17 protein-coding genes, 1 tRNA gene and 4 pseudogenes are annotated in these 24,594 nt (G+C 64.4%); 18 read left to right on the forward strand and 4 right to left on the reverse strand.

Annotated elements, in window-relative coordinates:
- Positions 1–77 precede the first annotated feature (77 nt).
- Genes C7453_RS13905 through C7453_RS13915 form a run of 3 tightly spaced genes read right to left on the reverse strand, consistent with a single transcriptional unit; the run spans position 78 to position 5,606 of the window.
- Positions 78–3,146, reverse strand: coding sequence for an efflux RND transporter permease subunit (locus C7453_RS13905; protein ID WP_114728155.1), 3,069 nt, complete (start codon positions 3,144–3,146; stop codon positions 78–80).
- A gap of 1 nt (position 3,147) precedes the next feature.
- Positions 3,148–4,314 carry an efflux RND transporter periplasmic adaptor subunit gene (locus tag C7453_RS13910; RefSeq protein WP_114728156.1) on the reverse strand — a complete coding sequence of 389 codons (1,167 nt, stop codon included), beginning with the start codon at positions 4,312–4,314 and terminating at the stop codon, positions 3,148–3,150.
- Positions 4,311–5,606 (reverse strand): TolC family protein, encoded by a 1,296-nt coding sequence (locus C7453_RS13915; protein ID WP_114728157.1) that lies wholly within the window; start codon positions 5,604–5,606, stop codon positions 4,311–4,313. Before C7453_RS13915 ends, C7453_RS13910 begins: the two co-directional genes overlap by 4 nt.
- Before the next feature lie 166 nt (positions 5,607–5,772).
- Here C7453_RS13915 and lepA point away from each other — a divergent pair, with 166 nt between their 5' ends.
- The 9 genes and pseudogenes from lepA (at position 5,773) to C7453_RS18735 (ending at position 14,331) form a co-directional block, all read left to right on the forward strand.
- Positions 5,773–7,578 carry a translation elongation factor 4 gene (gene lepA, locus C7453_RS13920; RefSeq protein ID WP_114728158.1) on the forward strand — a complete coding sequence of 602 codons (1,806 nt, stop codon included), beginning with the start codon at positions 5,773–5,775 and terminating at the stop codon, positions 7,576–7,578.
- Positions 7,579–7,752: 174 nt separating this feature from the next.
- A tRNA-Ser gene (locus C7453_RS13925) sits at positions 7,753–7,843 on the forward strand.
- Positions 7,844–8,207: 364 nt separating this feature from the next.
- On the forward strand, positions 8,208–8,450 hold the full coding sequence (locus C7453_RS19430; protein WP_114728159.1) for a transposase family protein: 243 nt from the start codon (positions 8,208–8,210) through the stop codon (positions 8,448–8,450).
- A 113-nt stretch (positions 8,451–8,563) separates the two neighbouring features.
- Positions 8,564–8,827, forward strand: a pseudogene (locus C7453_RS19435) (ISL3 family transposase); the annotation flags it as partial.
- A gap of 547 nt (positions 8,828–9,374) precedes the next feature.
- A pseudogene (locus tag C7453_RS19810) lies at positions 9,375–9,659 on the forward strand (ISL3 family transposase); the annotation flags it as partial.
- Positions 9,635–10,233: pseudogene (locus C7453_RS13940) on the forward strand (transposase); the annotation flags it as partial. The pseudogenes C7453_RS19810 and C7453_RS13940, both read left to right, overlap by 25 nt.
- Before the next feature lie 726 nt (positions 10,234–10,959).
- Positions 10,960–13,353 carry a TonB-dependent receptor gene (locus C7453_RS13945; RefSeq protein ID WP_245949047.1) on the forward strand — a complete coding sequence of 798 codons (2,394 nt, stop codon included), beginning with the start codon at positions 10,960–10,962 and terminating at the stop codon, positions 13,351–13,353.
- Between the two features lie 173 nt (positions 13,354–13,526).
- Positions 13,527–13,859: pseudogene (locus C7453_RS19815) on the forward strand (alpha/beta fold hydrolase); the annotation flags it as partial.
- Between the two features lie 55 nt (positions 13,860–13,914).
- A complete protein-coding gene (locus tag C7453_RS18735; protein WP_245949048.1) occupies positions 13,915–14,331 on the forward strand; it encodes an alpha/beta fold hydrolase in 417 nt (138 codons plus the stop codon).
- A gap of 9 nt (positions 14,332–14,340) precedes the next feature.
- Here the strand turns inward: C7453_RS18735 and C7453_RS13960 are convergent, their stop codons facing one another.
- Positions 14,341–15,324, reverse strand: coding sequence for a LysR family transcriptional regulator (locus tag C7453_RS13960; RefSeq protein WP_170143231.1), 984 nt, complete (start codon positions 15,322–15,324; stop codon positions 14,341–14,343).
- A gap of 259 nt (positions 15,325–15,583) precedes the next feature.
- Here C7453_RS13960 and C7453_RS13965 point away from each other — a divergent pair, with 259 nt between their 5' ends.
- The 9 genes from C7453_RS13965 to C7453_RS14005 are packed head-to-tail and all read left to right on the forward strand — an operon-like array spanning position 15,584 to position 24,593.
- Entirely contained in the window at positions 15,584–17,044 is a 1,461-nt protein-coding gene (locus C7453_RS13965; protein WP_245949049.1) for an NAD(P)-binding domain-containing protein, read from the forward strand.
- A 26-nt stretch (positions 17,045–17,070) separates the two neighbouring features.
- A complete protein-coding gene (locus C7453_RS13970; protein ID WP_114728164.1) occupies positions 17,071–17,988 on the forward strand; it encodes an ABC transporter permease in 918 nt (305 codons plus the stop codon).
- 10 nt (positions 17,989–17,998) lie between these two features.
- On the forward strand, positions 17,999–18,841 hold the full coding sequence (locus C7453_RS13975) for an ABC transporter permease (RefSeq protein WP_114728165.1): 843 nt from the start codon (positions 17,999–18,001) through the stop codon (positions 18,839–18,841).
- Positions 18,838–20,013, forward strand: coding sequence for a M24 family metallopeptidase (locus C7453_RS13980; protein WP_114728166.1), 1,176 nt, complete (start codon positions 18,838–18,840; stop codon positions 20,011–20,013). The genes C7453_RS13975 and C7453_RS13980 overlap by 4 nt, the downstream gene beginning before the upstream one ends.
- Positions 20,014–20,019: 6 nt before the next feature.
- Positions 20,020–21,033 (forward strand): ABC transporter ATP-binding protein, encoded by a 1,014-nt coding sequence (locus C7453_RS13985; RefSeq protein WP_114728167.1) that lies wholly within the window; start codon positions 20,020–20,022, stop codon positions 21,031–21,033.
- The gene (locus C7453_RS13990; RefSeq protein ID WP_114728168.1) at positions 21,026–21,928 is read left to right on the forward strand and encodes an ABC transporter ATP-binding protein; all 903 of its coding nucleotides are present in this window, start codon (positions 21,026–21,028) and stop codon (positions 21,926–21,928) included. The genes C7453_RS13985 and C7453_RS13990 overlap by 8 nt, the downstream gene beginning before the upstream one ends.
- A 23-nt stretch (positions 21,929–21,951) precedes the next feature.
- A complete protein-coding gene (locus tag C7453_RS13995; protein ID WP_114728169.1) occupies positions 21,952–23,457 on the forward strand; it encodes an ABC transporter substrate-binding protein in 1,506 nt (501 codons plus the stop codon).
- A gap of 41 nt (positions 23,458–23,498) precedes the next feature.
- On the forward strand, positions 23,499–23,978 hold the full coding sequence (locus C7453_RS14000; protein WP_114728170.1) for a carboxymuconolactone decarboxylase family protein: 480 nt from the start codon (positions 23,499–23,501) through the stop codon (positions 23,976–23,978).
- Between the two features lie 3 nt (positions 23,979–23,981).
- Positions 23,982–24,593 (forward strand): peroxidase-related enzyme, encoded by a 612-nt coding sequence (locus C7453_RS14005; RefSeq protein ID WP_114728171.1) that lies wholly within the window; start codon positions 23,982–23,984, stop codon positions 24,591–24,593.
- The last annotated feature ends 1 nt before the right edge of the window (position 24,594 follow it).

A 24,594-nucleotide genomic window follows, 5' to 3' on the forward strand; every position in this document is an offset into this window, starting at 1 on the left:
TCCCCTTCCGACACAAACGAACGGGTTTCCAAAGGGCGACTGCCCTGTGGCGGGGTTCGGGGCAGCGCCCCGAGAGCCTACCCCGTCTTCCGCTCCCGCATCACCCGTGCATAGAGCGAAGGCAACACCAGCAGCGTCAGCACGGTAGACGACACCAGCCCCCCGATCACCACCGTCGCCAGCGGCCGCTCGACCTCCGCCCCCGCACTGGCCGAAAACGCCATCGGAAAAAAGCCGAGACTGGCCACCAGCGCGGTGGCGATCACCGGCCGAAACCGCTGTTCCGCCGCCTCGAACGCCGCCCGCGCCACCTCCATGCCGGCGCGGCGCAGATGCTGGATGGCACTGACCAGCACCACCCCGTTCAGGATCGCCACCCCGAACAGCGCGATAAACCCGATCCCGGCCGAGATACTGAACGGCAACCCACGCACCGCCAGCGCCAGAATCCCCCCCGTCGCGGCCATCGGCAGATTGACGAATACCAGCGCCGCCGACACCACCGACCCCAGCGCCAGCACCAGCAGCCCGAAGATCAGCGCCAGCGCGATCGGTACCACGATCTCCAGCCGCGCCATGGCCGATTGCAGGTTGCGGAACTGCCCCTCCCACGTCAGCCGATAGCCGGGCGGCAGATGCACTTTCGCCGCCACCGCCGCCTGCGCCGCCACCACGTAGGAACTCAGATCCCGCCCCCGCACATTGGCCTGCACGATCAGCCGGCGCTGGATGCGGTCGCGGCTGATGCGCGGCGGCCGATCGACCACCGACACACGCGCCACCTGCGACAGCAGCACGGCCCCCGTCCCATCGGCCCGACGCACACGCAGACCCGCGATCTGCTCCACCGAGCCCGCCTGCTCCGGCGCAAAGCGGATCTGCGTATTCACCACCGCATCATCCATGATCACCGGGCGGCCGATATGCCCCCCCACCGCCTCGACGGTGTCCAGAATGTCCGTCATCGCCACATTCAGCCGCGCCGCCCGCTCGCGATCGACATCCACATGAATGAAGGGCACGGTCCCATCCCCCTGCGGCGCCACATCGGCCGCCCCACGCACACTGTTCAGCGCCACCGCCACCTGGTCGCCCAGCCGCGACAGCATCTCCAGATCAGGCCCGTAGATCGACACCGCGATCTGGCTGCGCACGCCAGACAGAAGATCGTCCATGCGCATCTGCACCGGCTGGCTCCACGAGAACCGCGCATCGGGCAACCGCTCGCGCAGGGCGCGGTCAAACGCATCGACCAGCCCTTCCTGCGTGCGGGCGGTATGCCAATCCGCCGGATCCTTCAGGAAGACGAACGTATCGGTCTCGTTCACCCCCATCGGGTCGGTGGGAATCGCCGAGGTGCCGGTATTGCTGACCACAGTGGCAATTTCGGGAAAATCCATCAGAATCCGCTCCTGTTTCTGAACGGATTCCAGCACCGTGGGCAGCGAGGCACTGGGCAGGCGCGTCGCGGTCACGACCAGCGCCCCCTCCCCAAGCTGCGGGATGAACTCTCCCCCCAGCCGGGTCGCCAGCACGATGGCGACCAGAAACACCGCGATCGTCCCACCGAACAGCGGGCCGGGATGGCGCTCCCCCCAGCGCACCGCCGGCCCGTAGCGCCGCCGCAGCACCGCCACCAGCCGCGTATCCCCGTGCGACCGACTGCCACGCATCGCCAGCGCCGCGATCACCGGCACGCAGATCACGCAATAGGCCAGCGAGGCCAGCAGCGCCATGATGACGGTCTGTGCCATCGGGCGGAACATCTTCCCCTCGATCCCCTGCAAGGTCAGGATCGGCAGGTACACCATCACGATCACCAGAATGGCGAAGGTCACCGGCCGCAGCACCTGCGCCGTCGCCGAAACCACCTGCGCCCGCAGGTCGGTCGCCCGGTCGATCTCGCGCATCGCCAGCAGATGCTCCACCACCACCAGCGAACTATCGACGATCATGCCGAAATCGATGGCACCGAGACTCAGCAGATTGGCCGAAATCCCGAACTGCCGCATCCCCGTCATGGCGCAGACCAGCGCAAAGGGAATGACCGAGGCGATGACCAGCGACGCCCGCCAGTCCCCGATCACCACCACCAGCACAACCACGACCAGCGCCGCCCCCATCAGCAGGTTCTCACGCACGGTGGCGATGGTGCGGTTCGTCAGGTCCGACCGGCTGTAATAGGGCTCCAGCGTCACACCCGCCGGCAGCGTGCGGCCAATGCCCGGCAGCGCGGCGCGAATGGCCGCCAACGTGGCGTCCGAACTCGCCCCCTGCCGCATCATCACCACACCGGTCACGATCTCGCCCCGCCCATCGCGCGTCACGGCACCCAGCCGGGTGCGCGGCCCCATCGACACCGCGCCGACATCGCGCAGGCGGATCGCCGTCCCGTCCGCATTGCTGCGCACCGGCAGAGCACCGAAATCCTCCAGGGTACGGATCAGCCCCCGCCCAACCACGATCTGCTGCTCGGCATGATGCTCGATCCATCCCCCGCCCGAAGCCGCGTTGTTGGCATCCACCGCCCGATAGACATCGCCGACCGAAACGCCATAGGCATTCAGCCGCGCCTGATCGAGCGCCACCTGAAACGTCTCCTCGGCCCCGCCATTGACGTTCACGTCCACCACGCCGGGCACCAGCTTCAGTTGCGGCACCACGCTCCAGGTCATCAGCCGGTTCAGGTCCATCAGCGACCGTCCCGCGCCATGGATCTGGACCTGCATGATCTCGCCCATGCCGGTCGTCAGCGGCCCCATATTGATCGAAAGCCCCGGCACCGCGATCAGCGACCGCGCCTGCTGGATACGCTCATTGACCCGCGTACGGTCCAGATCGATGTCGGTCCCGTCATCGAACTGCACATAGACAACCGAAACACCCGACCGCGAGACCGACCGCAGATCCACCATCCCCGGAATCCCCGCCATGCTCGCCTCGACGGGAAAGGTGATCAGCCGCTCGACCTCCTCGGTCGCCAGTCCGGGTGCCACGACCGACACCAGCACCTGCCGGGGCGAGATATCGGGCACCGCCTCGACGGGCAGCCCCACCACCGCCACCATCCCGGCCAGCATCAGCGCAACAGCGGCCCCCAGAACCAGGAAACGGTTCGCCTGGAGCAGGTTCAGCAGGGCAAGCATGTCAGTCGTCCCCGCCCATCCCGGCCAGCAGAACCATGGATTTCAGGGCAAAGCTGCCATGGGCAGCCACATCCTGCCCCGCCGAAAGGCCGGAAAGAACGACCACCCGCCCCTCACTCTCCACACCGACCGTCACCGGCACCGGCCGATAGCTGTCCGCCCCCTCGCGCACGAACACCACGTCCCGGCCCGCGATCTGCTGCACCGCTTCGGCCGGCACCAGCATCCCACTCCGGCTGTCGGCAATCTCCAGTTCCGCATCCAGCATCATGCCCGGCCGCAAAGCGCCATCCGGATTGGGCACGACGCTGATCACGCGCACCAGCCCCGTGGCAGGCGACGCCGCACCGCTGACCGAACTGATCCGGGATTCGATCCGCCGCCCATCCAGCAGCACGCTCTGCCGCCCGCCCACCACCAGCCGCGCGGCATCCTGCGGCGACACGTCGGACACGATCCAGACCGACGACAGGTCGATCAGCGTCACCGCCATCTGCCCGGCCTCGATATCGCCACCGGCCGACACCCCCACATCCTGCACCATGCCGTCGATCGGGGCGAGCAACCACGAGGTCTCGTCCTCGCCGGTGGTCGTCCGCTCGCTGACGGAATTGAATTCCTCCTCGAAGCGATGCGCCATGGTGCCCACATCCGCCTGTCGGGCCGCCACGGTGCTGCGGGCCTCCTGCAACACCGCAAGCCGGCGCCGGACCTCACCCTGCGACACGGTACTGCCCGCCAGCACCTGGGCCCGCTTCCACGCCGCCTCGGCCTCGGCCCGCGCCGCCAGCGCACCCGCCAGTGCCGCCTGCATCTGCACCGCCTGCAAGCGCGCGACATGCAGTGAATGATCCAGGTAATCGACCAGCACGCTATCGCGCGCCACATGCTGCCCGGCCATGACATGCACCCGCAGCACCTTGCCCGCCCCCACGGGCCGCACGCGCACGATCCGCGTCTCGTCCGCCATCACGCTGGCCAGCACCGGCAGCATCCGCGACAGGCTCCCCGGCCGCGCCACGCTGTCGGTCAGCCCCTCGGCCCGCCGCGCCTCAGCCCCGATCGTCACCGGCTCAGGCCGCGCCGGCACGTCGGCTCGGACGGCGGAAGACAGGAGGAGGCACCCCGTCCCGACCACGCACGCCAGGCGTGCCCGCACATCCCTCATGGCGTCATCCCGGTCGCGATGGCAGCGCGCAAGATGGCCGCATGCCAGCCGATTTCGGCTGAATTCAGCGCCAGAATGGCATTATAGGCCCCCAGCCGCGCCCGCAACGCCTCGATCAGCGCCGTTTCCCCCACCTGCCAGGACTGTTCCAGTTCGTCGGCACGCCGGTTCAGCGCGGCGGCCGATGTGCGGGCGCTCTCCAGCGTGGTCCGCGCGGCATCCAGCCGGGCGCGCACCTGCGCCAGTTCCACCCGCACCATGCGCCGCGCCTGCACTTCCTGGCTGCCGGCCGCCGCCAGCCGGTTGCGGGCTTCGGCCATCATCGGCACGTTGCGCGCCTCGCTGGGCAGAGGCACCGAGATCTGCACCCCCACCCGGTTGTCCCACGGGCTGCCATACGACCCTTCATGGATCGCCCCAACCCCAACCTCCGGATTGGGCATGAACGAGGCCCTGGCCAGCCGCACCGCCTCCTGCGCGGCCACCACGTCACGATGGGCGGCCCGCACGCGCGGATCGTTATCCTCCACCACCTGCGGGGTATCGAGCCGCGTACGCGCCAGAAACCGCGCATCGTAAGAAAGGATATCGGGCAGACCGGGCCGGCCGAGCAGCACCGCAAGCGCCGCACCGCTGGTCTCCACCTGCTCGCGCGCCAGTCCGGCCTCAGTCCGCGCCGCAGCCAGCTCGGCCGCCGCCGCCTGCTGGTCCGCAGCGGTCGATTCCCCCGCCCGCCCGGCGCGGTCGATCGCGGTACCGACGCGCTGCATCGCCTGCACCAGCGACAATGCCACCGCCAGCCGGCGCTGGGCGATCACCTGGGCCGAGGCCGCCTCCAGCACCCGCACGGCAACAGCCATATGCGCGACATTCAGCTTTTCCTGCACGCTGGCCGATTCCGCCTGCGCCACCCGTCGCGTCGCCGTACCCTGCCCCGGCAGCCACAGCGGCACCGAAACCGTGCCCTGATAGGTCGTGTAACCGATATTGGTGCCGATGAAATGGTCGTCGAAATACTGCGCCGACACCACGGGTCCACCGGGAAACCACGATTTCGCGGCATCCGCCCGCGCATCGGCCGACTGCCGGTTGGTCGTCAGTTCCGCCCGCGTCGGATCGACTGCCCATGCAGCACTGACCGCCTCGTGAAAGGACAGATCAGCCGCCCGCGCCCCACCGGCCGTCCCGACAACCAATCCGACACCGAGAATCCCGACGCCCAGAATCATGGCCGGCATGGCACCCCGGCCCGGCTTTCCGACATCATGCCGACGCAACAGGCCCCCTGGCATCCATCCGTCCCCGCGCTCCGGATGGCCCGCTGCCATCCCTGCCGAAAGCGCGCTCTAACACACCAAGCTGACAGGACCCTGAACGCGCGGCGGGGGCGCCGAAGCCACGGGAGAATTTACGCGCGACCCGCTGACTTTCGTGGGGTTTTGGCCTATGTCTGCGCCCATGACCGACACACCGCTCTCGCTGATCCGCAATTTCTCGATCATCGCCCATATCGACCACGGCAAGTCGACGCTGGCCGACCGGCTGATTCAGGCCTGCGGCGCGCTGACGGCGCGCGAAATGACCAACCAGGTCCTGGACAATATGGAGCTGGAGCGCGAGCGCGGCATCACCATCAAGGCGCAGACGGTGCGCCTGACCTACCCGGCCAAGGACGGCAAGACCTACGTCCTCAACCTCATGGACACCCCGGGCCATGTCGATTTTGCCTACGAAGTCAGCCGCTCGCTGGCGGCCTGCGAGGGCTCGCTGCTGGTGGTCGACGCCTCACAGGGCGTGGAAGCCCAGACGCTGGCCAACGTCTACCAGGCCATCGACGCCCATCACGAGATCGTGCCGATCCTGAACAAGGTGGACCTGCCCGCCGCCGAGCCCGAGCGCGTCAAGGCGCAGATCGAGGAAGTCATCGGCATCCCGGCCGACGACGCGGTCCAAATCTCGGCCAAGACCGGGCTGAACATCGAAGGCGTGCTGGAAGCCCTGGTCACGCGCCTGCCCCCGCCGGTCGGCGACGACACCAAGCCGTTGCAGGCCCTGCTGGTCGATAGCTGGTACGACCCGTATCTCGGCGTCATCATCCTGGTGCGCGTCAAGGAAGGCCGGCTGAAGCGCGGCATGCGCATCCGCATGATGTCGAACGGCTCGGTCTACAACGTCGATCAGGTCGGCGTCTTCGCCCCGCGCATGACGCAGGTCGACGATCTGGGGCCGGGCGAGATGGGCTACGTCAACGCCGCGATCAAGACGGTGGCCGACTGCAATGTCGGCGACACGCTGACCGACGACCGCCGGCCGGCCGAAACCCCGCTGGCGGGCTTCAAGCCGTCGATCCCGGTGGTCTGGTGCGGCCTGTATCCCGTCGATGCCGACGATTTCGAGAAGCTGCGCGACAGCCTGGCCAAGCTGCGGCTGAACGACGCCTCGTTCCATTACGAGGCCGAGACCTCGGCAGCGCTGGGCTTCGGCTTCCGCTGCGGCTTCCTGGGCCTGCTGCACCTGGAGATCATCCAGGAGCGCCTGAGCCGCGAATTCAACCTGGACCTGATCGCAACCGCGCCGTCCGTGGTCTATCGCCTCTACCGCACGAACGGCGAGATAGAGGAACTCCACAACCCCGCCGACATGCCCGACGGCTCGGTGATCGAGAAGATGGAGGAACCCTGGATCGTCGCCACCATCATGGTGCCCGACGAGTATCTGGGCGCCGTGCTGACCCTGTGCACCGAGCGGCGCGGCATCCAGAAGGACCTCACCTATGTCGGCAACCGGGCGATGGCGGTCTACCGCCTGCCGCTGAACGAGGTGGTGTTCGATTTCTACGACCGCCTCAAATCGGTGTCGCGCGGCTATGCCAGCTTCGACTACCAGATGGACGGCTACGAAGAGAGCGACCTGGTGCGGATCTCGATCCTGGTCAATCTGGAGCCGGTGGACGCCCTGTCCTTCGTCGCCCACCGCTCGGCGGCCGAAAGCCGCGGCCGTTCGATCTGTGCGAAGCTGAAGGAACTGATTCCCCGCCAGCTCTTCAAGATCGCGATCCAGGCCGCCATCGGCAGCCGCGTGATCGCCCGCGAGACGATCGGCGCGATGTCCAAGGACGTGACGGCCAAATGCTATGGCGGCGACATCTCGCGCAAGCGCAAGCTTCTGGAAAAGCAGAAGGAAGGCAAGAAGCGCATGCGCCAGTTCGGCAAGGTCGAAATCCCCCAGAGCGCCTTCCTGGCCGCCCTGAAGATGGACCACTGACGGAACAACTGACGCACTACAGCCCCGACCAGGGCCCCCATCACAGCCCACTCCACCCCCCGTGCGCCGCCGCAGAATCGGCGCACCTTTACCCCCTTGCGCCGGCCGGAATTATTGCTATGTTCCCGCCCCATACCGACGGGCTGGCCGACAAGGCAGTCCCGCCAGTGCGCCGGAGAGATGGCCGAGCGGCTTAAGGCGCACGCTTGGAAAGCGTGTGTGCGTTAATAGCGTACCGTGGGTTCGAATCCCACTCTCTCCGCCATGCCGTCTAAGGCATTGATTTTACAGCGAAAAATTTATGGGTTCCCGCCTTGTGTCACATGTCAGTGTCACATGAGGGACGCCAGATTTGCAGACGCCTTCCATGCTCAGACGGCATCACACGTGGAGGGATCGAAGAACCGTTGATTGATGTGTCTGGCTTATGATTTCAGCCTTTTTTCGTTCTGATTGACGGTTCCCCGGGGTGACCTTCGATCTGTGTTTTGCGCAGATCGGGCGCTGTTGCCATTGGGAATGGCTGAGGATCTGCCACTGATCCGGATTTCGTGCCCTTGTCCACCGTTCGTGCTCTTGATCTCCCCTCGTCCTTGTCGTCTGGTCGTGCGGTCATTGTAGCCGACAGTATGCAGGTCGAGACGAAATCCCGTTCTCATGGAGCAGCCTGTCTGGATTGTGGCACGCTATCGCATCGGCTTCACAGTCATTACGTTCGCAAGCTCGCCGATATGCCGGCGCATGGACGTCGTGTTTCCCTGTCGATGACGGTGCGGCGTTTCCGTTGCACCGATAAAGGATGTCGGCGCCGCACTTTCGTCGAACCATTGGGGGATTCGCGGCTCCCCACGCGCGGCAGACGTCCCGGCTGACAGACCTCCACTTCGACGTGGCCTGCGCACCGGGCGGGAGCGCGGGCGCCCGTATGGCGATGCGCCTGTGCTGCCCGGTCAGCGCCGACACGCTGATACGGCGTATCGTCAGGATGGCCCCGATTACCGAACGGCATGAAACGCCCCGTGTTCTCGGCGTCGACGACTGGGCCTGGCGGCGTGGTCATCATTATGGCACCATTCTCGTGGATCTCGAACGAAACAAGGTGGTCGATCTGCTGGCCGATCGGCAGGGCAGCACACTCGCGGCGTGGCTCCGCGATCATCCCGGCATCGAGATTGTCGCCCGCGATCGCGCAGGCGCCTATGCCGACGGCATTCGGCAGGGTGCCCCAGCAGCCATCCAGGTCGCGGATCGATGGCATCTGATCCGTAATCTCCATGATGCCTTCCTGACCGTCGTCGATCGGCACACCGCCCTGGCCAGACGCATCATGGCCGATATCACGAATGAGGTATCTCCGGTTGAACAGCCGATCGACGCGGAAATAGTGAGCAATCCGGGTGAGGCCGGGCTCGTTGCGTCCAGTCACGCCCGTCATGGAGAGAGAAGAGCAATACCGGCAGGCAGTCGCCATGCGGGCGAAGGGACAGACGATCAGCCGTATCGCGCAGACAATCGGCGCGGAACGCAAGACTGTCCGGCGGTGGTTGCGACAGGGTCACCCCTCGACATGGCAGCGTCGCATCTTTCGGCCCGGTATCATGGTTCCCTATGCCGCCTATCTCGATCAACGCCTGATGGAAGGATGTCACAATGCAGTTCGTCTGCATCGCGAAATCATGGCCATGGGTTTCTCCGGCCGATATGGCAGCGTCAGGGACTGGATTGTATCGAGACGATCCTCGGCTGCTGCATGTCATCCTGTGTCAGCCAAGCCCATGGGCAGAAACCTGGCACGGATGCTTACGACCGAATCCGACAATCGATCGGAAAAAGAGGTCCTGTTTATCCAACGCCTAATGACGGCTGCGCCAATGCTTGCGCAAGCCACAGCTTGGGTAAGAAATATGCAGGATCTTTTTACCAAAAAAACACAAGCATCTCTGGAAAAGCTTCTCGAAGAAGGGAAAAAAACGCCTTTATCCCGTTTTGTAAATGGCTTGCGGCGAGACCTTTCTGCCGTTCAGGCCGCGTTGCACACCCCCTGGACCACCAATCCCGTCGAAGGGCAGATCAGCCGCCTCAAGATGATCAAGCACACCATGTTCGGCAGAGCAGGCTTCAAACTCCTCCGCGCCCGCGTCCTGCACGCAAAGTGCGCATGATCCCCCAAAAGGGGTCAATTCTCAACGCAAATCAACAATCGTGGCGACCACAGCCGACGCGACCAGCTTTGCCGACAGGATCCTGGGGATGGAGGGAAGGATCGGCCTGCCGCGAACCGTCCTCGCCGATACGGGCTTTGCCAGCCGCAAGGCCGTCGAAACATTGCAGGCCAGGGACGTGGACCCGCTGGTTGCCATCGGACGCCCCGTGGATCGGCGCTCTTATGATTTCCGGCCAGAGCCATCACCCAAGGAGCCGCGTCGGATCACCGAGCCCTGGCGCGTGAAAATGAAAGACAGACTGCAACAGGAGCCGGCAAAAACCCTCTACGCCTTAGGCAAGCAGACCGTCGAACCGGTCTTCGGTATCTTCAAAAGCGCCATGGGCTTCACCCGATTCCACCTCCGGGGCCTCGCCAACGTCGCAACAGAATGGACCCTCGTCGCCCTCGCATATAACTGCCGCAGGATCACCCGACTGTCCGCCGCATGAACAACGCTGCATGCGTCACCCATCACTGCCACAGCGCCCAACCCGACAGCTTGCTAGGGGCTACTCAATGCCGTCCCATAAGCCCTGACGGCGGACATATTTATCCAGACATGTTACATGCATGGCTATATACTATAAATTTAATGTAATTATATATTTATAACTATTTATAATCGTATTATGTGGAGTGGAGTCGAGTGCGCGCCCTGCGGAGCACGCCCCCCCCCTCCAGACGCGCCGCCCTTACTGCGTGTTCATCAGTGCCTGCGGAAATTGAATTATGCTAAATATGCATCATCATACATTTTTGATGCGTTTTATGAAAAATACCTTGCGATCGCTGCTCGTGGGGATTATTATATCGAATAAGAAACAACATCGTGCCTTACCGCGGAGGTGAGGAATGGTGATTCTTCTGATATTCTCTTGAGACTTCTCTCGACACCCGCTCGATGCCCGCAAACTAGATTCCCTGTCGGCACCTGACGGTTTTCCCGACCAGGGCGCATTAATGATGCCCATTGCGCATGATTATACGACTTTAATGCGCCATATGAAAAATTAGTTGCGGATGTTCCACGCAGGAGATATCGTCGCTACGAATATGCTCATAATATGGTGTATATTTTGTATTAAGCGATTCCTTTTGTAATTTGAAAGGTCAGCCTGATGCCTGCGACTGTTATCGCCGATAGGACGCGCCCTCCGGCAGGTATGATTACCGCCGTGCGCCATCGCCTCCCCAGCCATGGCTACCGATACGCCTCGCTGCTGCTGCTGGGCTCCACCTTCTTATTGCACGCCGAAGAACCGACTGCCCTTGCCCAGGCGCTGCCCCGCGACAAGGCCGCACACCACAATACGCCCCCGGCGAAGCCCGCCGCGCCAAACACCAAGCCAAGCGCCAAGACGGCAGCGGTCGAAACGGTCGATGTCAGCGCATCGCGCCACGATATCGCAGGAGGGGGACTGCTGCCGCAGCAAACCGTGGCGCGTGCCCAAAGTAGTGTGACGGCGGACTTCATCAACAGACAATCCCCCACCACGAACACGCTCAGCCTGATCGCCACGCTGCCCGGTGCCGTCGTGTCGAATTCCGACCCGTTGGGCATTTCCGACCGCAGTTCGATCAGCATCCGCGGTATGAACGGCAACGAGATCGGCTTCCTGTTCGAAGGCATGCCTGCCGCCGATGCCTTCTACAACTTGCCCGATACGTCCGAATGGGCTGATTCGGAGAATATCGGCCGCATCGACGTCGCTCAGGGCAGCGCGGCGCTGGCTGCCCCGGTCTACAATTCCGTCGGCGGCACTGTGACGCAGGAATTGATCGAACCGTCGGACAAGATGGGTGGCCATTTTGATTTCTCGCTGGGAAATCATATGACGAACAAGGATTTCCTGCGCTTCGACAGTGGCACTCTGGGCAAGACCGGCATCCGCACCTTCACGTCATTTTCCTATACCACCAACAATAACTGGCGTGGTCCGGGAACGAACAATCGCTATCACGTCGATTTCAAGGCGGTAAAGGAATGGGGTGCCGGAAACTCGGCCCACGTCGTCGTGACCTATAACCGTGCCTTCGCCAACAAGGTGACCAATCCGTCGCTGACCCAGTGGAAGAAGAACGGGATTTCCTACAATTATTCCGGTACATACACGCCCGGCGCGACCAACTATTACGGCCTGTTCGGACAGCTACGATCGACCATGCGTATCTCGGCGCCGATTCACTTGGTCGCCACCAGGAATGTCTCCTTCGATATCACTCCGTATTACATGTGGATGAGCGGCGCGGTCGACAGCGGCACGCAATTGTCCGACACCGGCAGCTACAACGGCACGCAAGCGGCCGGTGCGCTGGGACTGGACAACCTCATCGGCGGCAAGGCGACGGTCGCTTCGGTCGCCGGTTACGCGCAATACACGACGGGTGTCTATTCCGCGCTGAACTACAATACGAAATACAACGATTTTTCAGTCGGGTACTGGTACAGTAACCTGACACAGAACTCGCTGACCTCCTACGTGCCCCTCAGCGCGGACGGCACCCCCTCCAGCATGACCGGCAAGGACCCGATCACCACCGCCAACGGCAATGTCCTGGCCAGCAAGGACCTGCATTTCTGGCAGAATCTGCATAGCTTCTTCATTCGCGATACGGTCAAGCTGCTGCATGACAGGCTGGAACTGACCGGCGGCTTCAAGCTGGTCTATCTCGACCGGACGGGCACCAATGAGCTGCCTGGGGCACCTTACAAGATCAGCAGCGCCACCACGACCTATCTGCCGCGTTTCGAAGCGCTGTTTCATGTCGACAGACAGAACGACGTCTTCTTCGACGCGAACACAAATTTTTCGGCGCCGACGTCGGATGCAGCCTATTTCAATTCATATAATATCTCCACCGGAAAAGTCGCCGTTACCGGCACATCGAACCTCAAGAACGAATATGCGATCTCGGAAGAACTGGGGTTCCGTCACCGAGGATTCGTCAATGCGTCGATTTCTCTGTTCAACTATAATTTCACCAACAAGCAGATTTCGACCAGCACCTACATCTCCGGCGCGCTGACCACGGCGTATCTCAATGCCGGCGGCCAGACCACGCGCGGCGTCTCGGCCGAGGTCGCGCTGCGTCCTTGGCATCATATCGCCCCCTACCTGTCGGGGCAGTATCTGCACGCCCGGCTGGACAACGACATCAATGTCGGCGGCTATCCGCTGCCGACCAGCGGCAAAGTCGCGCCGCTCAGCCCGAAATTCGTCGCCGCGATCGGTCTGGCCTATGATGACGGCCGCTATTTCGGCGATTTCAATTTCTCCTATATCGACTCGCAATATTCCACGTTCATGGATGACGAGAGCATTGCCGCCCGCAAGACCGCGAATGTCTCGCTGGGATACAGGTTCAAGGACTATGGCCGCATGCACGACACCAAGCTTCAGCTCAACCTGATCAATATCGGCGACAGCAAGTACCTGTCTGGCGTTTTCAGCATGCCGACCAACGCCAAGGCCGTGACTGTGCAGGGTCACACAATCACGGGTTCCACCCCGACCTATTATGTCGGAGGCGCCTTCGCCGTGGTCGGGGGCTTCTCGACCGGTTTCTGAGCGGGCGCACGATGTCTCGGATCACACGGAAGATATTTTTGAACAGGAGAATGTTCATGACGGGTTCGGCAGCGATCACAGCGATGGCGGCACATGGCGTGACCAGGGCCACCGTGCCGTGGAAGGCCGAACAGTCGGTCGTCACGATCAACGGCGCCCGGCTTGCGATGAGCATGATCGGGCCGGCCGACGGCATTCCCCTGATCGTCCTTCACGGTGGCCGTGGCTTCGGCACGCATGACGGTGTCTTCGCAACCTATACGCCGCTGGCAGGCCGATATCGTGTCATCGGATTCGACATGCGGGGTCATGGCTGGTCCGAGGACGTGGCGCCCTTCACCTTTGCCCAGATGGTCGCGGATATCGAGACGATCCGCCAGACCCTGTGCGGCGGCCGGCGGATCGTGCTGTTGGGCGGTTCGTTCGGCGGCATGATCGCGCTCACCTACGCCGTCGCTCATCCCGATGCGTTGCTGGCGCTGATCCTGCGCGGTACAGCGCCGAGTTGGCATCACGAAGCCGGCGCCCTGGCCAGTTTCAGGGCCAGGGCCGCGCGCGCCGATGGCGACGGAGGGGATGCTGGAAAAGCTGTTCACGCCCACGATCGAAAGCGACGAGGAATTCCGCCTGATCATGTTCGCACTGGCGCCGATGTACGCGGAAGACCCCAAGACACTCGATTACGACAAGATCCTGCTCCACACGGCAAAGACCCGTTACAATGCCCGCGTCCATAACGACCTGTTCGCGGATCATTTCTATGACGTGGTGGGGCGGCTTTCATCGATCCATTGCCCGACGCTGGTCTTCTGCGGCGCGGAGGACTGGATCTGCCCGCCCGACCAGTCGCGGCTGATCGCGGACAGGATTCCTGGCGCCACGCTGGAAATCATTGTCGACAGCAACCATGGCGTGCCCGGCACAGTCGCCCTGCAACACGTCTCGCGCTTTCTGAACGACAAGCTTCCCAAGCCATAAGGGGCGGTGTCAGTCTTCGACGGTGCCCGAACCGTTGAAAGAATCGCCTTCCAGCATGACGGCGCAATCATCATCATGAAGCCTGAGGCCGGGCATCATCTCCGGCGCCTCGCGCCGCAGGATCCGCGAGAGTTCGGCCACGGTCGAGGACATCGCGCCCCCCCCCGGCGTAACGGCCGAGAAGAAATATGGGATACCGACATTCACCGGCCTGACGACAAGATCCGGATGCAGAAAGGTGCGTGCCGTCACCGGGTCGAGGATCGCCACGCCGAGCCCGCGGCTGGCGAGGGTGAACATGACCATCGCCATGTTCGAATCGACAATGGCGGCGGGCTCCACCCCCGCATTGGACAGAGCGTATTCGATGCGGCTGCGAATGCGGAAGGGGTCGGCCATCGTCAGCATCCGGCGCCCGGACAGCGAGGCGATATCGATCACGTCATGCGATGCCAGCGGATCGTCACGATGAATGGCGGCAACGCAGTCCGCCTCGCCCACCCAGGCCAGGTCGACGCCCGGATTGTTGAACGGAAAGCTGACCAGCCCGAATTCCGCTTCCTTGCGCGCAACCATATGGACGACTTCCTGCGCCGAAGCGGACTGGACGTGCAGCCGCCCCGGCAGGGCATGGTCGGACATGCATCCGATGCCCCGCGCGAGCAGCCCGGCGGCCAGGGCAGGCGTCGCCGCCACCACGAGAGAGCTTTCGGCATTACGTGCGATCGCACGGACATTTTCCTGCAGGCGGTTCAGGCTACCCAGCAGCCCCTGCGCCTCGCGATAGAAACGAACCCCCTGATCGGTCGGCGTGATGCGGGGGCCGTTACGGTGAAACAGCGGGAACCCGACCGATATCTCCAGGTCCCGGATCAGGCGGGTCACCATGGATTGCGATCGGCCGAGCAGCTTGGCCCCTCCCGTCATGCTGCCCGCCGTCATGACGGCACAGAAGGCCTCGATCTGCCTCAGGTCGGGAAATTCGTCTGTCATGGCTCGAGGATAATCCTGAAGGCGCGTCAGCGTAAATGGCGGGATCGGCTTCGCGCCGGTGAACCAGAAAGGCGGAGCGGACCAAAATGTCATCATAATGCGCAAAATGCATTATTTATCTTTTAATATTCTTATTATGCATCATAATGACCGAATGACACGGAGAGAAGCATCCAGTGCCGGCCCCCGACGCCCCGACACGGATCCCGCTGTCTATCAAGCTGGATGTTTTGACGAAGGACCGGAGATGTCGATCTGCATGCCTGGGGAAATTCCCGACGGACTGGACCTGCTGAGGCAACGGGTTCGTCAGGATCTGAAATGGCTCGACCAGCCCTCCAGGCCATGGGTACCCGAGCGCTCCGTCGACGGTCAGCCGGTGACCGACGTCGTTATCGTTGGCGGAGGCATGGCCGGCCTGACGGTCTCGGGCTATCTTCGCCGCTACGGCGTGGACAATCATGTCGTCCTCGATCGCGCACCCGCCGGGCATGAGGGCCCCTGGGCGACCTATGCCCGGATGGTGACGCTTCGCTCGCCCAAATCGCTCTCCGGTCCCTGTATGGGCCTGCCCAGCCTGACCTTCCATGCGTGGTACGAGGCCCGTTTCGGGCAGGAGGCCTGGGCCGCGCTGGATAAGATTCCGACCGGTCTGTGGATGGAGTACCTTGTCTGGCTGCGCGACGTGCTCGACCTGCCGGTACGCAACGACGTCACGCTGCGCGGCATTGCCTTCCGCCCGGACGGGATGCTGGACCTGACGGTGCAATCAGGCACGCAGATGCGGACCATGGTCTGCCGGCGCCTGGTCCTGGCCACCGGGCGCGACGGCCTGGGCGGCAGCCATGTGCCGGAGGTGATCCGCGCGCTGCCGCGCCATCTGTGGGCCCATTCGGCCGATATGATCGATTTCGCCGCGCTGAAGGGCCGCCGCGTCGTGGTCGTCGGCGCCGGGGCCTCCGCCATGGACAACGCCGCCGTGGCGCTGGAGGCCGGGGCGGAGCGTGTAGACATTCTGGTGCGACGCAACGACCTGCCGCGCGTCAACAAATTCACCGGGATCGGTAGCATGGGCGTGGTCCAAGGCTTTCAAGGCCTGCCCGACGGATGGAAATGGCGCTTCATGGATTGCGTCCTGTCCGCCCAGACGCCCCCGCCCCGCGCCAGCGTCCTGCGGGTCTCGCGCGAGCCCAATGCCTTCTTCCATCTGGGCTGCGCGCTGCTGTCCCTGGTACCCTGGGGAGATGGCACGCTAATTGAAACCTCCCGCGGCGCGATGGAGGCGGATTTCGTCATCGCCGCGACGGGCTTTTCAGTAGATCTGAGCCAACGGCCGGAACTGGCGGCTATTGCCCCCCATGTGCGCTTCTGGAAGGACAGGTTCACGCCCACGCCCGCCGACATGCCGTCGGGCACGCTCAATGCGGAACTGCGCTATTCCCCCGACCTGGGCCAGGGCTTCGAATTTCTGGAAAAAACGCCAGGGGCGTGTCCGTCCCTGCAATTCGTCCACTGCTTCTGCTTTCCCGCCACCCTATCGCACGGCAAGGTCAGCGGGGACATTCCCGCGATCAGCGACGGGGGCGACCGGCTAGCTCGTCATATCGTCCGGTCGCTCTTTGTCGAGGACCGCGCCATTCACTACAACAATCTGGTGGCGTTCAACGAACCAGAGCTGTCCGGGGACGAATGGACCGATTCGCCACTTCCGATCGTCTGACCCTTATCCTGAGTCTGGGGGACTGAATGGGCCGTTTCCTTGCCAGAAGGACGGGAGAATCCCTCTTCACGATCTGGGGCGTTGTGACGACCGTCTTCTTCATCACCCGGGTCCTGGGGGACCCGGCGACGCTGTTCGTACCCGTCGGCGCGACGGATGCCCAGATCGCGGCTCTCAATCACAGCTTCGGCCTGGACCTGCCGCTGTGGCGGCAATATCTCCACTATCTCGCCCATGTGGTGCGGGGGGATTTCGGCAGGAGCTTCGTCTTCGGGCGCCCCGCCATAGACGTGGTCATGGAACGGCTGCCCGCGACCGCCCTGCTGGCGGCCACCGCCATGGCGCTGGGTTGCGTGCTGGGCTGCACCAGCGGGGCGATCGCCGCCATGCGCAAGGGAAGCCTTGGCGAACTCGTGATCATGACGGTCGCGCTTCTTGGCCAGGCGACGCCTGTCTTCTGGCTGGGGCTGATGCTTATCCTGTGGTTTGCCGTCGACCTGCACTGGCTGCCGGCCGGCGGATATGGCCGCCCGGCCAATCTGGTGCTGCCCGCCGTCACCCTTGCCGTCTTCGTCGCCGCCGCGATCGCCCGCCTGACACGATCGTCGATTCTGGACATCCTGCGCGAAGACCATGTCCGCACGGCCCGGGCCAAGGGCCTGTATCCCGCGACCGTGTTCTTCTGGCATATCGCCCGCAACGCGCTGGTGCCGGTCACAACCATGGTCGGCCTGCTGGGGGGCGAACTGCTGGGCGGATCCGTGGTGACGGAGACGGTCTTCGGATGGCCGGGCATGGGCCGCCTGACCGTCCAGGCGATCGAAAGCCTCGATTTCCCGGTCATTCAGGCGGCCGTCTTCGTGGCGGCGACTCTGGTCGTGCTCATCAACCTCGCCGTCGATCTGCTGTACCAGGCGCTCGACCCGCGCATCCGCGCGCAATGACGGGGCCGACATGACCCGATTCTGCTCCACACTTCTGCATTCGCGCGCCGGACTGGCCGGTTTCGTGCTGCTGGCCGTCTTCGTCGCCGGCGCGGCGCTCGCCCCATGGCTTCATCTACCCGATCCCACTGCCATTGGGCTGCGCACGCGCCTGTCCCCGCCCGACTGGATCGGCTTCCATCCGCTGGGCACCGACCCGCTGGGCCGCGACGTGCTGTCCCGCCTGGCCTTCGGCGGCCGGACGACGCTGGCCGTCGCGCTGACTGCCGTCGTCCTGGGCGCCGTTCTGGGCACCGCGATCGGGATCATTGCGGGTTTCCTGGGCGGTGGAATCGATCGCGTGCTGATGCGCGTCGTCGACATCCAGCTTGCCTTTCCGCTAATGATGCTGGCGCTGCTGGTCGTCGCCGTGCTGGGCCCCTCGATCGGCAATGTCATCGTCGTCCTGGCCGTGACGTCCTGGAACCGCTACGCGCGGATCATCCGCGCCCAGGTGCTCAGCCTGCGCGAACGCGAATTCGTCCTGTCCGCACGAGCCATCGGCGCCTCGTCGCCATGGATCATGGTCCATCACATCCTGCCCAACGTCGCCACGCCCGCCCTGGTCGTCGCCACGCTGGAACTGGCGCGCATCATCGTCATGATCGCAGCCCTGTCGTTTCTGGGCCTGGGCGTGCAGCCGCCGGACCCGGACTGGGGGCAGATGCTGGCCGAAGGACGCCTCTATATCTCCAGCGCCTGGTGGGTGGTCACCTTTCCCGGCCTGGCGATCGTGCTGACGGTACTGGGCGTAAATCTCTTCGGCGACTGGCTGCGCGACTATCTCGATCCCAAGACACGGAGCAACCGATGACCGCCCAGCACTCCCGCATCGTCCGCATGAAGGCAGCAATGGCCCGTCAGGGCATCGACGTCCTGATTTGCTTCAAGCCGGAGAACAGCTTCCTGCTGACCGGCTTCAACCCGATCATCTATTCCCACCCCGTGGTCGCCATCCTGCCGCTGGACGGCGAGCCGGCCCTGCTGCTGCACGCGCTGCGCGACGACCATGGCCGCAGCGAGAGCTTCGTGTCCGACATCCGCCTCTACGGCGCCTGGTCGACCAAAGTGACGATGGGCCCGACCTGGATGGACGGACTGCGCGCCATCCTGGCCGAGAAGACGCTGGACCGCGCCCGGATCGGCATCGAGGAGGACCACATGCCGGTCGCCCGCTATCGGGTGATGACCGACCTGCTGCCCGACGCGACCCTGACGGGTGCCAGCGCGCTGATCGATCGCGTGCGGCTGGTGAAGGACCCCGACGAGATCGTCGATGCCCGCCTTGCCGCCGCCCTGGCCGACGAAGGCATGCGCGCCGCCGTGGACACCCTGGCCGAACGCCGCAGCGAACGCGAGGTCGCGACCCTGTCCATGGCGGCGATGAACCGGGCATGGTGCGCCATGCCCGACATCGAGGCCGCCGATTTCGGCACGCTAGAGGGCGGCGTCCAGAACGGACTATGGACATGGGCCCTGTATGGCGACCGCATGTTCCGGAACTGCGACAATCCGACCCTGCGCCTGCCCGCCGAGGGCGAGGCAGCCTCCATCTTCATCTGGGCCGTCGCCAACGGCATGCATGCCGAAATCGAACGCACCGTGGCGATCGGCCCGCTGCCCGACGCCAACCGCCGCGCGATCGACACCATCCTGGAGATCCGCGCGGCCCAGGCACCGCTGATGCGTCCGGGCACGGCGCTGGCCGAATTGTTCCACCTCACCCGCCGCATGCTCGAGGCAGCGGGATATGCCGCCAACATTCCCGGACGTATCGGCCATACGATCGGCCTGGGGGCGCACGAACATACGTCGCTCGACGGCAGGACGGACGTGGTACTGGAAGAAGGCATGCTCTTTACGCTGGAGCCGAACCTGCGCGTTCCGGCCCATGGCGTCGCAACCCAGATTTCCGACACGATCCTGATCACGTCGGCGGGACATGAATATCTGACGCGCTATCGCGGCGGGTATCTGGAGGTCTGACGCCCGATGGTAGAACCCGTCTTGGATATCCGCAACCTAACGGTGGTCTTCGACACACCGGCTGGCACGCTGCATGCGGTCAACGACCTGTCGTACACGCTGATGCCCGGCGAGACGCTGGGCATCGTCGGCGAAAGCGGGTCCGGCAAGAGCGTGCATGTGCTGACCATGCTGGGCCTGCTGCCCTGCCCGCCGGCGCGGATCGTCTCCGGCGAAGTGCTGTTTCGTGGGCGTGACCTGCTGGCACTGTCCGAACGGGAACTGTGCGATATCAGGGGCGCCGAGATCGGCATGGTGTTCCAGGACCCGATGTCGAGCCTGAACCCGGTCCTGACCATCGGCCGGCAGTTACGCGAGGTCATCCAGCGCCATGCTGGCCTGGACCACGCCCAGGCCAGCGCGCGGGCGGTGGAACTACTGGGGCTAGTCGGCATTCCCGACCCGGCCGCGCGCCTGGCGCAATACCCGCACCAGCTCTCGGGCGGGATGCGGCAGCGGGTAATGATCGCGATCGGCCTGGCCTGCGATCCGACTCTGCTGATCGCCGACGAAGCGACCACCGCGCTGGATGTCACCGTGCAGGCCCAGGTCATCGACCTGATACGTGATCTGAAGAACCGACTGGGCACAACCATCATCTGGATCACGCATGACATGGGCGTGGTGGCGGAACTAGCCGACACGATCCAGGTGATGTACGCGGGACGGATCATGGAACGCGGGCCGATCGCGCCCGTCTTTCACCAGCCCCGTTCGGCCTATAGCTGGAGCCTGCTGCGATCACTGCCCAGCATGGCGCGGCACCGGCGGCTGTACCAGATTCCCGGCAGCCCGCCGAACATGATCCATCCGCCGCCGGGCGACCCGTTCGCACCGCGCAATCCCTTCGCGACCCCGCGTTGCCACCGCGACGTGCCGCCGCTGCGTCAGGTCGCCGACAGCGTGCCGGGTCACCAGGTCGCCGCTTGGTACGACCTGCCTGCCGCCGTGGCCGCGCATCCGGAGATCGCCGATGCCTGAGCCCCACCCTGCTCCCCTGATCGAGGTACGCGACCTGGTCCGCCGGTACGGGCAGGGACGGCTCGGCGGCCACCGGTTGACCGCCGTCAACGGCGTTTCCTTTTCCGTCATGCCGGCCGAAACGCTGGGTCTGGTCGGCGAGAGCGGATCGGGCAAGAGCACGACGGGGCGCATGCTACTGGGCCTGGAACCCCTGGACGAAGGCGAAGTCTTCTTCAACGGCACGCGGATTTCCGGCCTGTCGCCGCGCGCCATGAAACCATGGCGGCGGCAGATGCAGGTTATTTTCCAGGACCCCTACGGCGCGCTGAACCCGCGCCAGCGAGTGGGCGATTTCGTGGCCGAGCCGCTGCGAGTTCACAAGCTCGCCCCCAGCCGGTCCGAACGCGCGGACCGGGTCGCCGCCCTGTTCCGGCAGGTCGGGCTGGATCCCGCGTTCATGCACCGCTATCCGCACGAATTCTCCGGCGGCCAGCGGCAGCGCATCTGCATCGCCCGCGCACTGGCCCTCAAGCCCGCCTTCATCGTCGCCGACGAGCCGATTACCGCCCTGGACGTGTCCATCCAGGCCCAGATCGTCAATCTGTTCCAAGATCTGAGCGAGACGATGGGGCTGGCCTATCTGTTCATCTCGCACGACCTGGCGATGATCCGCTATCTCTGCCACCGCGTGGCGGTAATGCTGCGCGGACGCATCGTCGAACTGGCCCCCGTCGAAACCCTGTTCGATGATCCGCGCCATCCCTACACGCAGTCCCTGCTGCGGGCGATCCCCAACCCCGACCCCGACCATCGACCGCCGGCGCATCCGCGCTTCGACGTCGATGCCCACATTCCGGAGCGGGACATGGAAATGGTCGAAGTCTCGCCCGGGCATTTTGTGCTCCGGCACTGATCGCGCGCATCAAGGATCTCCCCATGCCCGGATATTTCGCGCGCCCTGCCCGCCTGCTCAAGACGCTTCTGCTCGGCACGGCCCTGATCCACACGCCCGCGCTCGCGCGCACCGTGACGATCGCCCTGCCCGGCGACATCAACACGCTCGATCCCGACCAGACAAATTCGATCGGCACCGACCTGTCCGTTCTGAGCAATCTCTATCCCGCCTTGGTCCTGCGCGCGCCGGATGGGGCGCTGGTGCCGGCGCTGGCCACCGAATGGCATGCAGTGGACGCGCGGACCTGGGATTTTACCCTGACGCCGGGCGCCCGTTTCATCGATGGCGAGCCGATCGACGCTGGGACCGTGCAATGGAATGTCGCGCGGGTCCTGAACCGCAGCAAGGTCACGCCCGTCGCCTCGTGGTACGCACAGATCACCGATGTGATCGCCCTGTCGCCCACGCATCTGCGCATCGTCACCTCGACACCCTATCCGGCGCTGCCCGCCCAGCTTTCGATGCTGTTCCTGCTGCCGCCGAAATGGAGCCGGACTCATAATCCGGCCCATGAGGCATCGTCCGGCGGACCCTATATCGTCGACCAGATCGTGCCGGGCGATCATGTCTCGATGCATGCAAATCCCGACTATTTCGGCCCGAAGCCCGCCTTCGACAGGGCCGTCTATCGCATTATTCCCGAGAGCAATACGGCCATCTATGCCTTGGAGGCCGGAGAGGTCGACTATATCGCGCGCCTGCCGACCGACCAGATCGCGCGGATCAACCGGCAGGGCACCGCCATCGCGGGTGCCGTGCCGTCGATCCGATCGGTCTTCATCAAGTTCAATACCGAAAAACCTCCTTTCAACAACAGGATGTTCCGGCAGGCGCTGAACTACGCCATCGACCATCGCGCCATCACCGATGCGCTGTTCGACGGGCAGGCCCTGCCGTCGGCCTGCCAAGTGCTCACCCCGGATTATGTCGGCTACACGCCCGACCTGGCAGGGTACCCGTACGACCCCGACCGGGCGCGCGACCTGATCCGCCGCAGCGGGGTCGATCTGTCGCGGCCGTTCGAATTCGACATTCCGCGCGGCAGCTATCTGCAAGGCGAGGAGGTGGGGCTGGCGGTACAGCAGATGTTCCGTGCCGTCGGCGTGCGGACAACGATCCATCTGATCGATTTCGGCCAGTATATCGCGCGCTATCGCAAAGCCCACGATCTGGCGCCGCTCTCGGTACTCGGCCAGGCGTGGGTCACGCTCGATGCCGACGGGCTTCTGAAACTGTTCCGGACCGGCAATCCCTATTCCTATTGGAGTAACCCCGATTTCGACGCCGCGCTGGATGCCGCCGCCGGCACGATCGACCCCGCCCGGCGCCAGAGCGCCTATGCGACCGCAACGAAAATCATGTGCGCCGAGGCACCAGTCGCCTTTCTTTATATCGAGCCCGCCACCTATGCCTATTCTAGGCGCCTCGCGCTGCGTCCCCGGGGCGATACCTGGATCCGCGCCTTCGACATGCGGCCCGCGAAATGACCGGAGCTGGCACATACGCAATAGCTGAGCAGGGAGGATTTATGACCGACGCCATCGACGAGGCGACAGGGCTGGTTCCGGGCGATGCGCTGTTCGCCCTGCGCCGCCAGCGGCCGGACTTCGTCACCGGGGCCGAACTGTGCCGGCACGCCTTACTGACACCCGCCGATGACCAGGGCCTGGCGCCGCCTCTGCGCCTGGCCCTAGCACGGCGCATGGCGGCACTGAATGCCGACGGCCCGCTGACGGCGACCTATGACGCGGCATTGGACACGGCGGGCGCACGCGACGACCTGACACAGCTGGCCGCCGGGAAAATCCCGTTGCCCGGCCCGTTGCGCGCCATGGCGCTGCACTGCGACCGCGTGACACGGGACAACCGTTCGGCGAGCGAGGCGGATATCGCCGCCCTTGCCGCCGCCAGTCTGTCGACGCCGCAGATCATCGCGCTGTCGGAGTTGATCGCCTTCGTGAATTATCAGTGCCGCGTTACGGCGGGGCTTCGTCTTCTGAAAGATTAAGCGATGCTACCGAAAATCCGCATCCGGACACTGGTCTGGCACCCTTATGTCACACCGATCGATCTGGCCAGGGCAACCCCGGCCCAACTCGAGGCGATGAAGGTCACGCCGTCATCGACCAAGGTCTCGCCCTACGTCCGCACCTTGGCGCACGATCCGGAAAGCTATGTCACCCGCACAGTCCTGTTCAACGCGATCATGTATGCGCAGGGCGGCCTGCCGCGCTGCGACCGGGAGCTGGGCGCCCTGGGGGCCTCGGTCGTCAACGGGTGCGCCTATTGCGCCATGATCCACGGGCAGCGCCTAGCCCAGTTGACGCACAGCGACGATGCCCTCTCGGCATTGTGGTATAGGCGCTACGATCTTCTGTCCGCCCGCGACGCAGCGATCTGGCATTTCGCGCGCGCCCTGTCAGCCGCGCCGCCCGCCGCGGGGCCCCACCATGTCGCTGCCCTGCGGCAGGCCGGCCTGAGCGACGCCGAGATCGTGGACCTGATCCATGCCATCGCGATTTTCGGCTGGGCCAACCGACTGATGCACACGCTGGGCCATTCCGAGCCCACCTCCGGCGCCCCGCCGGCCAGGACATCCGGCCAGGGTAGGAAGGAGCGGTAGC

Source organism: Gluconacetobacter liquefaciens (assembly GCF_003350405.1).
GTDB classification, from domain to species: Bacteria; Pseudomonadota; Alphaproteobacteria; order Acetobacterales; family Acetobacteraceae; genus Gluconacetobacter; species Gluconacetobacter liquefaciens.